Annotated in this window: 10 protein-coding genes; 7 read left to right on the forward strand and 3 right to left on the reverse strand. The window is 40.9% G+C overall.

The annotated features are described in order from the left end of the window. The first annotated feature begins 43 nt into the window (after nucleotides 1-43). From malQ to H6G92_RS15400, 6 genes are all read left to right on the forward strand, one after another. On the forward strand, nucleotides 44-1,564 hold the full coding sequence (gene malQ / locus H6G92_RS15375; protein ID WP_190894518.1) for a 4-alpha-glucanotransferase: 1,521 nt from the start codon (nucleotides 44-46) through the stop codon (nucleotides 1,562-1,564). A 129-nt stretch (nucleotides 1,565-1,693) separates the two neighbouring features. Beyond that, nucleotides 1,694-2,272 (forward strand): NADPH-dependent FMN reductase, encoded by a 579-nt coding sequence (locus H6G92_RS15380; RefSeq protein ID WP_190894519.1) that lies wholly within the window; start codon nucleotides 1,694-1,696, stop codon nucleotides 2,270-2,272. Between the two features lie 555 nt (nucleotides 2,273-2,827). Then, nucleotides 2,828-3,637 (forward strand): MIP/aquaporin family protein, encoded by an 810-nt coding sequence (locus H6G92_RS15385; RefSeq protein WP_190894520.1) that lies wholly within the window; start codon nucleotides 2,828-2,830, stop codon nucleotides 3,635-3,637. Between the two features lie 86 nt (nucleotides 3,638-3,723). Continuing rightward, entirely contained in the window at nucleotides 3,724-4,497 is a 774-nt protein-coding gene (locus tag H6G92_RS15390; protein WP_190894521.1) for a glucose 1-dehydrogenase, read from the forward strand. Between the two features lie 386 nt (nucleotides 4,498-4,883). After that, on the forward strand, nucleotides 4,884-7,541 hold the full coding sequence (locus tag H6G92_RS15395; RefSeq protein ID WP_190894522.1) for an MGH1-like glycoside hydrolase domain-containing protein: 2,658 nt from the start codon (nucleotides 4,884-4,886) through the stop codon (nucleotides 7,539-7,541). A gap of 409 nt (nucleotides 7,542-7,950) precedes the next feature. After that, complete coding sequence (locus tag H6G92_RS15400; protein WP_190894523.1) at nucleotides 7,951-8,316, forward strand: hypothetical protein; 366 nt, start codon at nucleotides 7,951-7,953, stop codon at nucleotides 8,314-8,316. A 97-nt stretch (nucleotides 8,317-8,413) separates the two neighbouring features. Here the strand turns inward: H6G92_RS15400 and H6G92_RS15405 are convergent, their stop codons facing one another. After that, on the reverse strand, nucleotides 8,414-9,595 hold the full coding sequence (locus tag H6G92_RS15405) for a low temperature requirement protein A (RefSeq protein ID WP_190894524.1): 1,182 nt from the start codon (nucleotides 9,593-9,595) through the stop codon (nucleotides 8,414-8,416). A gap of 829 nt (nucleotides 9,596-10,424) precedes the next feature. On the opposite strand from H6G92_RS15405, the gene H6G92_RS15410 reads away from it, so the two are divergent. Next, nucleotides 10,425-13,964: a WD40 domain-containing protein gene (locus tag H6G92_RS15410; protein ID WP_190894525.1), complete on the forward strand. Its 3,540-nt coding sequence runs from the start codon at nucleotides 10,425-10,427 to the stop codon at nucleotides 13,962-13,964. A 328-nt stretch (nucleotides 13,965-14,292) separates the two neighbouring features. Here H6G92_RS15410 and H6G92_RS15415 read toward each other — a convergent pair whose 3' ends face one another. Together H6G92_RS15415 and H6G92_RS15420 are read right to left on the reverse strand one after the other, a co-directional pair. After that, on the reverse strand, nucleotides 14,293-14,562 hold the full coding sequence (locus tag H6G92_RS15415) for a hypothetical protein (RefSeq protein ID WP_190894526.1): 270 nt from the start codon (nucleotides 14,560-14,562) through the stop codon (nucleotides 14,293-14,295). 298 nt (nucleotides 14,563-14,860) lie between these two features. Next, nucleotides 14,861-15,709 (reverse strand): hypothetical protein, encoded by an 849-nt coding sequence (locus H6G92_RS15420; RefSeq protein ID WP_190894527.1) that lies wholly within the window; start codon nucleotides 15,707-15,709, stop codon nucleotides 14,861-14,863. Nucleotides 15,710-17,296 lie beyond the last annotated feature (1,587 nt).

Raw genomic sequence — 17,296 nt, forward strand, 5'->3', positions numbered from 1 at the left:
ATATTTGATCAACGTAGATTTGGCTTAACCATAGGGTCTTGATATGCCTTTTCCTAGATCTAGCGGTATTTTATTACACCCCACTTCTTTTCCAAGTCGGTTTGGTATTGGTGACTTGGGATTTGAAGCTTATCGGTTTGTTGACTTTTTGGCAGACAGTGGACAGCGGCTTTGGCAAATATTGCCATTAGGACCTACGGGAGATAGTAATTCTCCCTATGCATCTTATTCAGCAATGGCAGGAAATCCATTGTTACTTAGTCCCGAACTCCTGGTAGAAAAGGGTTTGCTAGCTAAAGAAGACCTTTTCGATCTGCCAGAATATAGCACTGTAACAGTAGATTTTGAGCGGGTCATCCAAACCAAGATGCCTTTGCTGCAAAAAGCCTTTAAGAACTTTAAAGCCTATGCTTCATCTATTCAGCACAAGGAATTTGAACAGTTTTGTCAAACTAGGGCTTACTGGCTAAATGACTATGCGTTATTTATGGCGCTGAAGTATGTTCATGGGGATGCCAAATGGAATAGTTGGGAACCAGCTTTAGCCGAACGTGAACCAGATACAGTTCAACAATGGCAACAACGATTAAGCCATGAAATTTCTTACTACAAATATCTTCAGTTTGAGTTTTTCTATCAATGGTCAAACTTAAAGCGTTATGCCAATCAACATGGCATCCAAATCATCGGAGATATTGCAATTTATGTGGCTTACGATAGCGCTGATGTTTGGTCTCATCCCCAAATCTTTTGTCTTGATGAACAAACAGGTTCACCTGCATTGATGGCAGGAACACCGCCAGACTACTTCAGTACCACTGGTCAATTATGGGGTAACCCGGTCTATAATTGGGCGCAGTTACAAAAAGAAGACTTTGATTGGTGGGTACAGCGTTTCCAAACCATCCTTGATTATGTAGACTTGATTCGAATTGACCATTTCCGGGGCTTCCAAGCATACTGGGCGGTAAAACAAGGGGAAACAACGGCTGTTAATGGTGAGTGGATTCAAGCTCCTGGGGAGATTTTCTTTGAAGTACTCAACCAAAAGTTAGGCAAGTTACCAATCATCGCCGAGGATTTGGGAGAAATCACACCCGATGTAGAAGCTTTGCGTGACCAGTTTGAATTTCCTGGGATGAAAATTTTGCAGTTTGCTTTTGATTCTGGCGCTGATAATCCGTTTTTACCATTCAATTATCCCCGCAACTGTGTGGTTTATACTGGCACTCACGACAATGACACAACAGTAGGCTGGTTTAATCAACTAGCAGACCAAGATTCAAAAGCAGTTTTTCACTATTTAGGTTGTACCAATTCTGCGGATATCTACTGGGATTTAATTCGTTTAGCATATAGTTCTGTAGCTAATCAAGCGATTATTCCTCTACAAGATATTTTGGGATTGAATACTTCTGCTCGGATGAATTTACCTGGCCAAAGTGTAGGTAATTGGGGATGGCGTTATGAATCTGCGGCTTTAACAAAACAGCTGCGCGATCGCCTGAAAACCATGACTGAAATTTATGGACGAGCTGTTTCTCACAGCAACTTACAAGCATAATAAGTCTTGATCATAGAGGCTATTTCTCTAAAAACTCTATATCTGCACTCACAAAACAAAACTGTTGCGATCGCTTTTGTCGTAGCAACAACCGTATAATTCACGAGCACTCTGTTACAACTAATACTTATGACATCTACACCTAAAATTCTGGCCTTTGCTGGCAGCACCCGCGTTGATTCCTACAATAAAAAATTGGTCAAAATTGCGGCAGCTGGCGCTCAAGCAGCAGAAGTAGAAGTGACTTATTTAGACCTACGCGATTTACCACTACCTCTTTTTGATGAGGATTTGGAAGCTCAAGAAGGTTTACCTGTAAACGCCCGCACTCTCAAGGATTTGCTGATTTCTCATCAAGGATTGCTGATTGCTTCGCCTGAATACAACAGTTCACTCACACCAGTTTTGAAGAATGCCATTGACTGGGCATCCCGTCCATCTGCAAATGAAGCTCCATTGACTGCTTTTGCAGATAAGGTTGCTGCAATTATGAGTGCTTCACCTGGCGGTCTTGGTGGTTTGCGGGGGTTGTCCCACCTGCGGGCTATCCTGCAAAACATAGGAGTTTTGGTACTTCCCGCTCAGGTAGCCGTACCTAAAGCTTATGAAGCCTTCAACACCGATGGCAGCTTAAGAGATCCCCAACAGCAAGAATCTATTGAGAAACTAGGTAAGAATGTAGCAAACATATTGCTGAAGCTTTACTAAATTTTTGATAATTTTCTAAACCGGATGCACTAAGGCTACTAATACTATTTGGGATTGGGAATTGCTTTATGCATCTGGGTTTTATAAATCTATCTGTGTTAATCATTTTCATCTGAATTAAATTTGATAGCAATTTGGTGGCGGTTTATTAAGAGGTTGTTTGAAAAGTGGTTAGCTGTATCTTTGCACCTATTGATCCCCCTTTCAAAAGCAGGGCTGTTTCATTCCCTAAAAGGCGCTGATTTACAAGCGTTTCAAGCAAAAAAAAACAGGTGACTAAAAAATCTGATTGGGCAAGAAAATGGTGAACGCACTAAAGAATGCTGGTTGAGGTGGTAGTTTTTCTTTTTCCCACTCAAGCAAATTTCTGACTCATACTCTTGACAAAATCCCTAAGAAATCGAATGAATCAGCCCTGCCATCCAAAAGGGGGGGGAACTTCTTAAAGTCCCCCTTCAAAAGGGGGATTTAGGGGGATCTAAAACTTTTTGCTACCAACAACAAGACTTTTCAAACATCCTCTAAGTCCACTTTGATTTTTGAACTTATAAACTTATGAATAGCTTCATAAATTGGAAAAGTTTTAATTGGTCTGAATATGGTGCAGAATTCCTTGGAACTGCATTCAATCTGTTGGTTGGATTCAGTATAATTACTTTCAATTTTGGTAAAGGTTTACCTATGGAGCGCCTCATCCCTCCAGAGAGTCCTCGTTTACTGATTAATGGCTTAATCTTTGCTGGAAGTGGGGCACTGTTTACTATTTCCCCATTGGGAAAACTAAGTGGCGCTCATCTCAATCCTTGCGTATCACTGGCTTTTTGGATACAAGGAAAAATGCATGGACGTGACCTAATTGGATATATAATTAGTCAATTTTTGGGTGCAATTATTGGCACATTTTTAGTAACAAAATTGTGGGGTGAGTATGCTCTGAGTGTGAATAATTACATCACCTTGCCTAATAAAATTTACCCCCTTTGGTATGTATTTTTGGCTGAGGTTTTCATGACCTTTCTGTTAGTGTTGTGTGTATTTATTTTCTTAAGCCATCATCAGTTATTACGCTGGACACCTTTAATGGTGTGGCTTCTTGTAGCAACTATGGTTTGGTTAGGAGCGCCAATTTCTGGTACTAGTTTGAATACGGCACGCAGCATGGGGCCTGCTTTAATTTCATGGTTCTGGCAAGACCAGTGGCTTTATTGCATTGCACCACCATTAGGGGCATTGATTGGTGTAGGAGTATTTCGATTAATAGCTATGGGTGAACGCGAAGTTTTAACAGGTAAACTTTTTCACGTTCCCCATTATCCTTGCATTTTCAAAAACGTTAAAGTGCCACATCTGAAGAAACAGCACTAGATTTAACGTTACACCTATTCACAGAATTTACTTTATTTTCATGCAAGGATTCAGGTCAAACAAATATCAAAATCAAGAGAAAGTCAATGAATAAACTTCAAGGTAAGGTAGCTTTAGTAACTGGCAGCAGCAGCGGAATTGGTCAAGCTATTGCTGTGCGTCTTGCTCAAGAAGGTGCAGATGTTGTGATTGACTATCGCTCTCATCTCGAAGGGGCTGAAGAAACTCTATCAAAAGTAGAAGCTTCTGGACGCAAAGGTTTAATTTTCAAAGCTGACTTAAGTGTCATTAGCGACATCCGCCAACTGATAAACGAAGGTATTCAATACTTTGGTAAACTCGATATTTTAGTAAATAATGCCGGTATTGACGGCAAGAATGCAGATTTCTGGGACATCACTGAAGCTGACTATGATGCGGTGCTAAATCTCAACCTGAAAGGCACATTTTTTGCTACTCAAGCGATAGTACAGCACTTGATCGAAACCAAACGAACTGGCAAAATTATCAACATTAGCTCTACCCATGAGGAAATAGCGTTTCCTCACTTCACTTCCTACTGTGCTAGTAAGGGTGGTGTGAAGATGATGATGCGTAATTTAGCAGTTGAACTTGGGCCTTTGGGAATCACAATCAACAATGTGGCTCCAGGAGCAATTGAGACACCAATCAATAGTAAGCTATTAAACGATCCTGAAAAATTAGGGGCGCTGTTGAAGAACATTCCCTTGGCTCGCTTAGGCAAGCCGGAGGATATCGCACCGATAGTTGCTTTTTTAGCCTCATCTGATGCCGACTATATCACAGGCGCAACCTTTTATGTAGATGGGGGGCTTAGCCGGAACTATCACGAACAGTAGGTAAGCTTTTACGCATTTAAATCCCATATAGCAGTCCGATTTGATTTAGGAACCTATCCCACTAAGAGGATGTTTGAAAAATCCTCTTGTCGGTAAACGTTTTACATCCGCCTAAATCCCCCGATAAATTGGGGGACTTTGATTCTATTTCCCCCCCCTTTTTTTTAAGGGGGGATCAACAAGTGCAAAGATACAGCTAACCACTTTTCAAACATCCTCTAATAAGATTTGTGCTAAAAATAAAAAATCAAGATTTTCAAGCACATTTTCCCAAAAGAAGTAGGAATTTTTAGAATAGTGGGATAGCTTCATATTTTTGTTCATCTACTTCAAGATAAGGCACTCAAAAGTCTTTCAACTCCCAAAATTCAATACACAAAATAGCTATGACCCAAGAAGAAGCAAGATTAGCAGCAGACCGCGATCGCACTGCATACTGGAAACGATGGGGTTCCTATCTGAGTGAACGCCAGTGGGGAACGGTGCGAGAAGACTATAGCGCTGATGGTAGCGCCTGGGACTTTTTCCCCCACGACCATGCCCGCTCCCGCGCCTATCGTTGGGGAGAGGATGGAATTGCTGGAATTTCTGATAATCATCAGCGATTGTGTTTTGCGATCGCTCTCTGGAATAGTAACGATGCAATTCTCAAAGAGAGACTCTTCGGTCTCACAGGGAATGAGGGTAATCACGGTGAAGATGCTAAAGAATACTACTTCTACCTGGATAACACCCCTACTCATTCCTATATGAAATATCTTTATAAATATCCCCAAGGTGCTTTCCCCTACACCCAACTGGTAGAAGAAAATCGGCGCAGAGGCCGCCAAAGTCCTGAGTTTGAATTAATCGATACTGGTATATTCGACCAAGACCGCTACTTTGATGTATTCGTTGAGTATGCTAAAGCTTCACCGGAAGACATTTTGATTCAAATCAGTGTAATTAATCGAGGACCGGAAGCAAAAACGCTGCATTTACTACCAACGCTCTGGTTTCGCAATACCTGGTCTTGGACTTCTGGTGAAGAAAAGCCGTGGTTGAAAATTAGCCAATCTAACTCTGAACTCAGTACCATCGAAGCTTATCACCCTTCTTTAGAAACCCAATGGTTGTATTGTAATCAAACTCCAGAACTACTATTTACAGAAAATGAGACTAATAATCAAAGATTGTTTGGGGTCAGCAATGCTTCGCCATACGTTAAAGATGGAATAAATAATTATGTAGTGAATGGGCAAAAAGATGCTGTCAATCCCAATCGAATTGGCACTAAGTTTGCTGCTGTTTATAAATTGGATATCGGTGCAGGCGAAACTAAGATAGTACGATTGCGCTTAAGTGACGTGCAAAATTTAATTGCACCATTTGGGACTGAATTTGACACAATTTGCCAACAACGTAAGCGTGAAGCAGATGAATTTTATCAGCGAATCTGCCCGTTTCCTTTATTAGAAGATAGGCAGAATGTGCAGCGGCAAGCATTTGCTGGAATGCTATGGAGCAAACAATTTTACTACTATGTAGCTGACCAATGGCTCAAAGGCGATCCGGCTGGACTGCAACCGCCAGCATCACGACTTCATGGCAGAAATCATGAGTGGGTTCATCTATTTAACGATGACATACTTTCCATGCCTGACAAATGGGAATATCCTTGGTTTGCAGCTTGGGATTTAGCTTTTCACGTAATTCCACTCTCCATGATTGACCCGGATTTTGCCAAACTGCAACTCAGCCGCTTGACACGGGAGTGGTATATGCATCCTAACGGTCAACTACCAGCTTATGAATGGGCTTTTGGTGATGTGAATCCACCGGTTCATGCTTGGGCTGCATGGCAAGTTTATCAGATTGAGCAAAAAATCTATGGTCGTGCGGATAAAAAATTTCTGGAGAGTGTTTTCCAGAAATTACTGCTGAATTTTACTTGGTGGGTTAACCGGAAAGATTTTGAGGGCAAAAATATCTTTCAAGGTGGCTTTTTAGGTATGGATAATATTGGTGTGTTTGACCGTAGTGTTCAACTACCAACTGGTGGATATTTGCAACAAGCAGATGGCACAAGTTGGATGGCAATGTATTGTCTGAATATGCTGACCATCGCCTTAGAGTTAGCAAAGGAAAATTCCACCTATGAAGACATCGCCAGCAAGTTTTTCGAGCATTTTTTATACATTGCTGATGCCATGAATGGCGTTGGTGATGCCCAAATAGCACTTTGGGACGAAACTGATGGCTTTTACTACGATGCTCTACATTTACCCGATGGTCATCAATTCCCGATGAAAGTGCGATCGCTGGTGGGGTTAATTCCATTATGTGCTGTGAGCATTTTAGAACCAGAAATCTTGGATCAGCTACCAGGCTTTAGACAACGGACGCAATGGTTTTTGCAAAATCGCCCTGACTTGACCCGAAATATCGCTTGTATGCAGAAACAAGGAATTGGTGAGCGTCGGCTGTTAGCGATCGCTTATCCAGATAAACTCCGTCGCATCTTAGAGAAAATGTTAGATGCAACAGAATTTTTCAGTCCTTATGGTATTCGTTCTGTTTCTAAAGTTCATGAGTCCCATCCTTACGTTTTGACCGTAGATGGTCAGCAGTATCGAGTAGATTACGAACCTGCTGAGTCTAGCACAGCTATGTTTGGCGGTAATTCCAACTGGCGGGGACCAATTTGGTTTCCGATTAATTATTTACTGTTAGAATCGCTGCAAAAGTTTTATCGCTACTTTGGTGACGATTTCAAAGTTGAGTGTCCTACTGGTTCTGGACAAATGATGACACTCAAGGAAGTAGCAATTGAATTAGCTCAAAGGCTGATCCAAATTTTTCTCACAGATGCTTCTGGTAAACGACCTTTTTATGGTGGAGTCGAAAAATTCCAAACTGACCCGAATTGGCGCGACCTGATTTTGTTCAATGAATACTTTCACGGAGATAATGGCGCTGGTATTGGTGCTAGCCATCAAACTGGTTGGACAGGTTTAATTGCCAAATTAATCCAGCAGTGTGCAGAACAGGTGTTGTCAGATTAATTGCAAGCTTCTGTTTGGGGGAGATAAAAATTCCACCTTGGGTGTTCGGTTCTAGTTTTCGCTACTGCTATCGTTACGAACAGCCCTCAGTTTTTGGGGGTTTTCGCTATGCGGCTAGTAAATTTCTCAGTACACCTTACCATCAATCAGCTACAAAATTAACTTTTAAAATTTACAGTGTCTGGTGCGATCGCAATTTTGATTTCCGACCGCTTTTTGCGCTGAGGTCTACTAAGTTCATTCTTAATTTGTCTTTCTTCCCTTGTCAAAATATTTTAAATATCTCAACATAGATAAAATTGATAACCGTGCGATGATCAAAATTCCAGTAAATCCCAAACTTCGGGAAAACTACGGATAAATAACAATCAACTATTTAAACATTAATTTTTAGATAAGTGGTAATTTCGTGGCGAAAAATAAAAGTGAAGAAATTGTAGTTATTAAGGGAGCTATACCGAAAGCTTTAAAGCTTCAATTTAAGGTTGTTTGTGTACAAAAAGAGTTGGAGATGAGTGAAGTATTGGAGAATTTAATCAAGCGTTGGATACAAACAGATACCCCTGTTATTGAATTGTCTGTAGATTGGTTGAATCAGGAATTGGAAGATGTTAAAGCATATGTACCAAAATCTTTAAAACATCAATTTAAATTGCTCTGTACTAAGAAACGAATCACGATACGTTCTACTTTACATGTACTCATCGAGCAATGGCTACAAATGGAGGTAGCATCTCAATTTTATATAAATGCTGACAGAAAAAATAGTTTGTGATTTGGAAGGCATCACCGAGTTGGAATCCCGAATTAAGGAGAAACCACCTGGTTCATGCAGAATTGGTCTAAGGCTTTAAGTTTTATATCACGTCAAATTAAATTTCTGGATCGACTAAGCGGGTACTGGGACGTGCCTGATATAAATCCTGAACGACCTGCACAGCAGAAACTACAGCTACAAGACTGATGACTACAACAGGTAACAAACCTTGACCCAAAATAGCGATCGCTAGTAGTACTCCCGCACTCGCAAGTCGATATTGGGAACGAATTTGACAATAGCGTAGCACCCCATATATATGGAGAATACTGATAGATAGCGAGCATAATCCCACTGAACCACAAATTAACCATCGCAGGGAATCAGGTAGTGGTAGAGTTGGATTATTTAACAAAATTTGTTCTACACCAACTCCAGCTGCAACAATCCCAATTACTAGGGGTAAATGAGTGTAAAGCCAGAGATTGACAACACCAATTCTTCCATGTGTCCGCGCTATCTCAATCGGTCTGCCACCCAGATTATCAAAATAGACCCACCACCAGCTAAAAGCAATAAGTAGACCAAACACGGCGGTAATCACGGTTAAAACATCCCATTTCTGCTGAGACATACCATCGACCACCGCGATGATTGCTTCGCCTAAGACAATAATGGTAAATAGCCCAAAGCGTTCAGGTAAGTGGGATGCGTGGGGGAGTAACTTGATTTGGAACTTACTTCCGATTAAGGGTGTGACAAAGTCAATAATCATTCCCAATGTCCAGAGTCCGAACCGCCAAGGAATTGGTATAGCTGCTGATATTAACCAGAAAAATGCTGCGATCGCAAAACCTATGGCATATTGAGTAGTCAAAGGACGTGCTGAAGGGATATGTATTCCAGCACGGACATACTCTATCACCAAGACAGCACGACCAAGAGCATAGGAAAGAGCAAAACCAGCAGAACTCTCAGTCAAACCGTGGTGGATATTGATAGCCATTGCTGCTGCTGTCAGCATTTGTAGACCAATTAATAGCCGATGTCCCACATCATCGCTATCAAAGCGGTTGGCATAAAGTGTGGTTCCAATCCATGACCACCAAACCGGTATAAATAGAACTACAAAGCCAAATAATCCTGATAGCGAAATATCTTCTTTGAGATTGTGGGCGAGTTGAGAAACTGCAACCACAAATACCAAATCATAAAAAAGTTCTAGCCAGGTGGTGCGTCGTTCTTCTTCGATGTCTTCACCAACCCGTAATCTTGGTGGTTCGAGAAAATTCGTCATATTGGCAATTATTTCTAAAGTAAAGTGGATCAAATCAAATGCAAGATTTTCATCTTGTAATTAAGGGACTTCCAACAAAAAAATATTCCATAGTAGGGGCGCACAGTTGTGCGCCCCTACAAATGTGCAAATAATTTGGGATAATTTATTTTCTGGAAGTACCTTAACGCAGCATGAGCAGCAGATTTCTGAAGCTATTATACTCAATACATGCTCTACTAATTTAACATTGGCTGAATCAAAAGTATTACAGACAACAATATTTCTGAACCTTGGCTTTAGGGAAAAAACTTTTCGATCTATTGCATTATTATTCTTCCATCGAATTTTATTCATTAGACTTCTTGCATCAGACTTCTTGTATAAATAGTCAACAAAAGGGTGATAAGTAGTAAATGACATGTAAAAACTCACTTTTGCAAGAGACTCCATCAGTTGCACTCACAACAAGCAATAAAAATTTCTTTTCCCTACTCCCCACTCCGTAGAGACGCGATTAATCGCGTCTCTACCCACTCCCTATTCCCTATTTTGAAGGCAGGTCTATTGTTTCAGATTACAACAGCCCCCTACTCATAAGATCGTCTTAAACTTTTTAAGATCGTCTTAAATTTTTTTTGTTTAAGTCCTTAGAGCCGCAAGTACTTTTTGTGATATATTTTTGATGTATTATCCATAATTACGTGATTTTACAGCTCTTGTATTAAAGATATTCAGTTGTAGTGAAAAAGCAACTGAAAAATTGTAATTCCTAAAAAAAGCGCATTGAAAGTAAATGAATTAATCATATACCAAAGTCGTTAATTTGATGGCTTCAAAGGTGGCTTTAATGAAACTTACAAAGCAGAAACGTAAACGTGGTCTTATTCTAACTCTAGAAGGATTACAAAAACTTCAATCCGCTAAACTTACTGCCGAATTCAACGAAAATTATGGAAACAGGTATACCCTTGAAGATTTAAGTGAGCGGATTGGAATAAACACTGCGACAATCTCCAAGGTGCTGTCTCGTGAAGACGGAGTTGACAAACGAACAATTGAGCTTTTCTTCCAAGCTTTTAATCTAAAATTGGATAAAGATTGTTATACAAATTCCGACCAATGTCACCACCAAGATTGGGGAGAAGCGACTAACGTTTCAAATTTTTATGGTCGAACAAAAGAAATAGCTACATTAGAACAGTTGGTTGTTCAGGAGCGTTGCAAGTTAGTGGCAGTTTTAGGAATGGGAGGAATCGGTAAATCGGCTTTAGCTATTAAGGTGACGGAGCAGATTAAAGGTAATTTTGAGTGTATCATATGGCGATCGCTGCGGGAAGCTCCGCCCATCAAAAATATTTTAGCTAGCCTGATCCAGTTTTTATCCGATGAGCAAGAAACAGAAGCTTCTTTACCAGAAAATATAGGTGAGAGAATATCCCGACTGATTGATTATCTGCGGCAGCATCGCTGTCTTTTAATATTAGATAATATCGAGTCAATTCTGCAAAGTGGTAGTCGAGCCGGACTTTACCGAGAAGGATATGAAGGATATGGTGATCTGCTCAGACGAGTGGGAGAAGTAACTCACCAAAGCTGCTTGCTTTTAACAGGTAGAGAAAAACCGAAAGAAGTAGCAGCATTAGAAGGAGAAACGCTATGTGTACGTTCATTTCTTCTTGGTGGTTTGCAGGCGGTGGATGGGCAAGAAATTTTAAAAGTCAAGGGAGTTTTTGCTTCTGAGTCAGAATCTGGGCAACTGGTAGAGCGTTATGCAGGCAATCCTTTGGCTTTGAAGGTGGTTGCTACGACTATTCAAGATGTATTTTGTGGTGATACATCGAATTTTTTACAACAAGAAAGTATTGTTTTTGGTGATATTCATGAGCTTTTAGAGCAGCAGTTTACACGGTTGTCAAATTTAGAAAAGGATGCAATGTATTGGCTAGCAATTAATCGTGAGCCAGTTTCGCTATCAGAAATACGCGAAGATATCGTATCACAAATACCGCCACAAAAATTGCTAGAATCTTTGGAGTCTTTGGTGAGGCGATCGCTCATCGAAAAAAGCGCAGGGCTATTCACGCTACAACCTGTAGTGATGGAGTATGTGACTCAGCGATTGATAGATCAAGTTTGTGAAGAAATTGCCACTGAGAATATTGATTTGTTCAGGTGTCATGCCTTGATGAAGGCTACGGCCAAAGACTACGTGAGGGATATTCAAATTCGCCTGATTGTCCAACCAGTTATAGATGGGTTGCTTGGTATTTTTAGAAGCAAGAAAAATCTAAAATATCAGCTAACCCAAATCTTGGCAAATCTCCGACAAACATCACCCCTAGAACAAAGTTATACAGCAGGCAATGTCCTGAATCTGCTTTGCCATCTGGGGACTGACCTCAGCGGCTATAATTTTTCTGATCTGAGTATTTGGCAAGTAGACCTACGGTGTATGAAATTGCACGATGTCAATTTTCAAAACGCAAATTTTGAAAGGTCTGTTTTTGCTGAAACCTTCGGCGGTGTTATGTCGGTAGCCTTTAGCCCTGATGGCAAACTTTTGGCTTTAGCTGATACCAATGGTGACATTCGCCTATACCAAGTTTCAGAGTGTAAACAACTATTAACCTGTAAGGGTCACACGAATTGGGTTTTGTCGCTTGCCTTTAGTCCTGATGGCAGAAGTTTTGCCAGCAGTAGTACTGACTATACTGTAAAGTTGTGGGATGTCAGTACTGGTGAATGCCTCAAAACTTTCCACGGACATAATCATGAGGTTTGGTCAGTTGTCTTTAGTCCGGACGGTAACACATTAGCTAGTGCTAGTGATGACCAAACGATAAAATTATGGAGTGTTCAAACTGGTGAACGCCTCAGAACTTTCCAGGGACACACTAGTTGGGTATGCTCTATTGCCTTCAGTCTAGATGGGCAAATGCTGCTAAGTGGTAGTGATGATAACACAATAGGGGTGTGGGATCTCAGTACTGGTGAATGCCTCAAAACTTTCCACGGACATCATGACGGCATACGATCAGTTGCCGTCAGCCCTGATGGTCAGGTACTGGCAAGTGGCAGTGAAGACAAGACGGTGAAGTTATGGGATATTAATACTGGTGAATGCCTCAAAACTTTCTACGGACATTCTAGTGAAGTATATTCAGTTGCCTTTAGTCCACAGGGCGATCTTCTGGCTAGTGGCAGTTTTGACCGGACAGTGAAGGTGTGGAGTGTTAGCACTAGTGAATGCCAATGCCTAAAAACTTTCCAGGGACATTCTAGTTGGGTATTCTCTATTGCCTTTAGTCCACAGGGTGACCTCCTTGCTAGTGGCAGTTACGATCAAACGGCAAGGCTATGGAGCGTTTACACTGGTCAAAGCCTCAAAACGCTTCAAGGATATACAGATCAGGTACTCTCAGTCGTCTTCAGTCCCGATGGGCAGACGCTTGCAAGTGGCAGCCATGACTCTTGTCTAAGGTTGTGGGATGTCAGTACAGGTCAATGCCTGAAAACCTTCCGGGGACATCGTGCTGCCCTCCAGTCAGTAGTCTTCAGCCCAGATGGACAGACGCTTGCAAGTGGTAGTGAAGACCAAATACTCAGGCTATGGGATGTCAGTACAGGTCAATGCCTGAAAACCTTCCAAGGGCATCGTGCTACGATTCGGTCAGTCGCTTTTAGTCCTAACGGTCAGATCCTGGCGAGTGGTAGTGAAGACCAAACACTCAGGCTATGGGATGTCAGTACAGGCCAATGGCTGAAAACATTGCAGGGACATAAAGCTCAGGTTTGGTCAGTAGACTTCAGTCCTCAAGGGCTGATTCTAGCCAGCGGTGGATTGGAGCAGACAGTCAAATTGTGGGATGTCAGCACTGGTGAGTGCATTAAGACCTTGGAGGGACATACCAGTTGGGTTTGGTCTGTTGCTTTTAGTCCGGATGGTGAACTGTTGGCGAGTACTAGCACAGACAAAACCTTAAGGTTATGGAGTGTCAGCACTGGTGAATGCCTTAAAACCTTGCAAGTGGATACAGGATGGTTACTATCAATTACCTTTAGTCCAGACAGCCGAACAGTAGCGAGTAGTAGTCAAGATCAGACAGTCAAGTTGTGGGATGTTAGCACTGGTGAATGCGTTAAAACTTTGCAAGGACATGCGGGGGGTTGGCTCAGGTCAGTCGCCTTTTGTCCAGATAATCAAACTCTGGCTAGCGGCGGTGAAGATGAGACAATTAGACTTTGGAACTTAACAACAGGCGAGTGCTTAAAAATTCTGCAAACTGAGAAACCCTATGAGCGCATGAATATCATGGGAGTTACAGGTTTAACTACAGCAATTATTGCTACGCTGAAAGTTTTGGGGGCGGTTGTTGGTGAAAAATAGACTATTTAGTAGTTTTATGAAACAAGTGCAAACTTGTCTAAAACATCAGGTTGATGAATAGAAGATTTTTTGGCATTGCATAAATGCGGGATGAATTGGCGGTTGAAACTATTGAAAATTAGTTCCAAATTGGACAAAATCATCCCATGATTCAGCAACGCCGATTTTTTCTGTCGAAGTAGAGTTAATCCCTGAGTGTCTAGCTTTTACGTGAGCCAGGGCTAAGCCGCTTTAAAGCTGCTTTGACTCTTAACTTCACAGGTACTAGACAATCAGGGCTATCGACAGTTGAATCTTAAGTCATTAAATGCAGAATTATAGATAAATTCTACATCACACCAAATTCTGTGTCACTTGGCAATCCTTGCGCGAATTCAGTTGTCATGATACTTTCCAAATCGTCAAATTCGATGTTATTCAATATATAAAAACTAGTCTCAAGGTGTTTGCTGGTAACATCCAACCTCGAAGACTGCAACCCAATAGTTGCAGTTTTAATTCTATTTGGAAACATCTGTGAAAAAACAGCCTCATTGCAAAAACCCAACACTAGCGATATTACAATCGAAAATCCAAAATCTAAAATCTGAGATAGCATCTTTATTCTCCTTGTAGTTTAGACCTCTTGCAAAAGACAGTTTTTACATGTCAGTTACTACTTATCACCCTTTTGTTGACCATTTATACAAGAAGTCTTTTGAACAATACAGTTAAAGGTGTCTGAAAAAAGCCCTTCTTGCTTACGAGGTCATTTCTTTAGCTTTTGAAAATTAGTTCACACTCGTAGGGAAGTATTCACAGCGCTTTTCATATAGATGAAGTACAGCCCGCCCCAACCCTCTCCTTGGCAAGGGGAAGGTGCGCTCTGGGCGCGGGTGGGGTATTTTTGTACCTCACTAAGTTGAAATCTGCTGTAACTCTAGTGGTTTCAATACATTCTGAAGTTCTTCATCTGATATGTAGTCTTCTTTGGGTGGAGTAAAGCGCAGCAACGCAGTTTCATAAGAAGCTTTCGCTATACGGATAAGCTCTTTGCAAGTTAGATGTGCAACAACTTCAACTGTCTCCTCTACATGCTTCACTTCGGCACCAACACCGCTGTGTATGCGTAGCCAACGTGTGGCATGAGTACCTGGTGGCAACAAAGCTTGTACACTCTGGATGTACTCCTCCCCTTGAAATATCCCTAAGCGTTCGCTTGTATAGAAAAACCCAACGCAATCAATTGGATCAGTCGTTTGCACACTTTGGATGAAGTAATTTATCAAAGTCTTTACAGTAGGAGGAACCAGCGCTTTTACGACAGCTTCAGCGTCATATCCCATCGATTGAATATCAAGTAAGGCGAGTCGGTCGTGACCGGCTTCTTCTTTGGCTTTCTGTGCAGCCCACTGTGCTAAATTCTGACGACCAGATGCAGCAAAGCGCCCAGCCGCTTCTTCCATCAGTCGTGTAGTATGACAGCTTGAATGGTATGCACCTGCAAGCCGCCATACCCAACGTATAGGGGTCAGTTTTGGTGGTCTGCGATCGCTCTTGACTGTATGCCAAGCATAGGCGATCGCTCTATCTAAAAGCTTCTGGGTTCTAGCTATGGTGTCTGCATGACTGATGTTTGAGGTGATGCGATCGCCACTTCCCACAAAACCACGTTGAGAGATTCTATTACCGTTGCTACTTTTTACCGCCAGATCCTCAAGCAGAATACAGCCCGATTCAGTATTAATTAAAAAGTCATTACGCATGATTAGTTTCCTCTGTTGTGATTACTACAGATAGGATGAAAGAAAGTTATTCCCAGCAATAATCAAGTTGTTAGTAAATTATCTGAATAATCGCTCAAATCGACTTACAGCAAGCATTTTTGGTTAGTTTCAAACATTTGTATAACTGAAGCCAAAACCGACCTATCCGATCAACTTTATGAGACCTACAAAGGAATGCAGGTTTCAAAGCCTCTCAGAAGTGTGGGATCCAGTCCGTTGACTATTTTCCGCCCGTTGTAACAACTAGCGTGAGAGTTTTGGAGAGGGAATTGTAATATACTTTGTGGCTTTTTAAACATACTCTAAAACAAATCTTGGTGAGGTAGTTTCTAAAATTGTTGAAAAAGTACTTTAGCTGCTTTCTAAGGGTTTTAGCCCAAAAGTCCAAAAGTACTTTTTTAAAGTCTTTAGTCCAAAAGTTCTTTACTACTGACTATGAGACTTTGATGGCTCTATTTTCCCTAGATACCTCCAAAATCGGGCGAATTTTAATTCTTGATAAGGATTTTGGTGTTGCTGAATTCATACTGTTAATCACCAATACCCGAATTTTTATATCCGCAAGCACTAGCAATCATATCTGCAAGTAAGTCTAGAACACCAAACTTTATCTGCAATAGCAAGATAGAATATGTTCCAGCAATCAGCAAATTAATAGCTGAACTTCAGGACAGCTTTTCAACCTTCTTGGAGGTTATTTTAAAAGTGGTGACTGAGTTATCCAAAACTTTAGATTCTCCTAAATCCTCATATTAAAGGAGGACTTTGAGGAGATTATTCCCACCTTGAAAAAATTTTGTAGACTAAGCATAAGAGGTTTAACTACTAAAATTTTAATTCAAGTTGATGTAAACTTTGTTTGTGATTTGTACTTTCTCACTTATTGATATTATCATAACTTTACAATTTCTGGAAGTAAGTTGTAAACATTTTATTTTTTTGCAACTTTAGCTACGTTATTGCGAAGCAAATCTATGCTGTTCAAGATATTGCAAAATAACAAATCTTCAACTGCAAAGTTAGTAAATCTCAAACAGACCTTGAATAATTAATGTTTTGTTAACGTTAATATAAGAATGTAATGACCTTTTTGAAGGGTAGAACTCACCATTTATAAGATAGAATAATACGATTCATAATCTTTGATAAATAAACTGAAGTTTGTTGATACTGAGTCTTGCAGTCGTACAAGATTTTGTGAAATCAAGATCGATAACTTAAGGACTAACTTAAGAGGTTGTTTAAAGTCCATCCAAAACAGAGGTGCTTGAAAGCCAGATTCAAAGCTGATTTCTTAGGATTGTATTCCCAAGAGAAAATCAATGACTCTTCAGGCTTTTGGAAAATTTTCCAGTATACTGGACGCTGCCGAATTGAAGTATGAAATTTCAAAATTCGATATCTCAAACTCTTACTCTCTGTGTTTCTGCGCGACGCTACTTGCTTGCGCAAAGGCGAGACGCTCTTGCTACCTTGCTTCCCCATAGGGGTAAAAGTTTCTTAACCTGCTCAAGGCAGTGGCTGCTCTGCATCAGATAAATTTATACCCGAATTCAGCAACGCCCT

Origin of the sequence: Nostoc foliaceum FACHB-393, from assembly GCF_014698505.1 — a bacterium.
Taxonomy (GTDB): Bacteria; Cyanobacteriota; Cyanobacteriia; order Cyanobacteriales; family Nostocaceae; genus Nostoc; species Nostoc foliaceum_A.

Bases quoted from the DNA above. Each gene is read 5' to 3' on its own strand.
- H6G92_RS15385 (WP_190894520.1), top strand. From the start codon at position 2,828: ATGAATAGCTTCATAAATTGGAAAAGTTTTAATTGGTCTGAATATGGT.
- H6G92_RS15390 (WP_190894521.1), top strand. From the start codon at position 3,724: ATGAATAAACTTCAAGGTAAGGTAGCTTTAGTAACTGGCAGCAGCAGC.
- H6G92_RS15420 (WP_190894527.1), bottom strand. From the start codon at position 15,709: ATGCGTAATGACTTTTTAATTAATACTGAATCGGGCTGTATTCTGCTT.
- H6G92_RS15410 (WP_190894525.1), top strand. From the start codon at position 10,425: ATGAAACTTACAAAGCAGAAACGTAAACGTGGTCTTATTCTAACTCTA.
- H6G92_RS15395 (WP_190894522.1), top strand. From the start codon at position 4,884: ATGACCCAAGAAGAAGCAAGATTAGCAGCAGACCGCGATCGCACTGCA.
- H6G92_RS15405 (WP_190894524.1), bottom strand. From the start codon at position 9,595: ATGACGAATTTTCTCGAACCACCAAGATTACGGGTTGGTGAAGACATC.
- H6G92_RS15380 (WP_190894519.1), top strand. From the start codon at position 1,694: ATGACATCTACACCTAAAATTCTGGCCTTTGCTGGCAGCACCCGCGTT.
- malQ (WP_190894518.1), top strand. From the start codon at position 44: ATGCCTTTTCCTAGATCTAGCGGTATTTTATTACACCCCACTTCTTTT.
- H6G92_RS15415 (WP_190894526.1), bottom strand. From the start codon at position 14,562: ATGCTATCTCAGATTTTAGATTTTGGATTTTCGATTGTAATATCGCTA.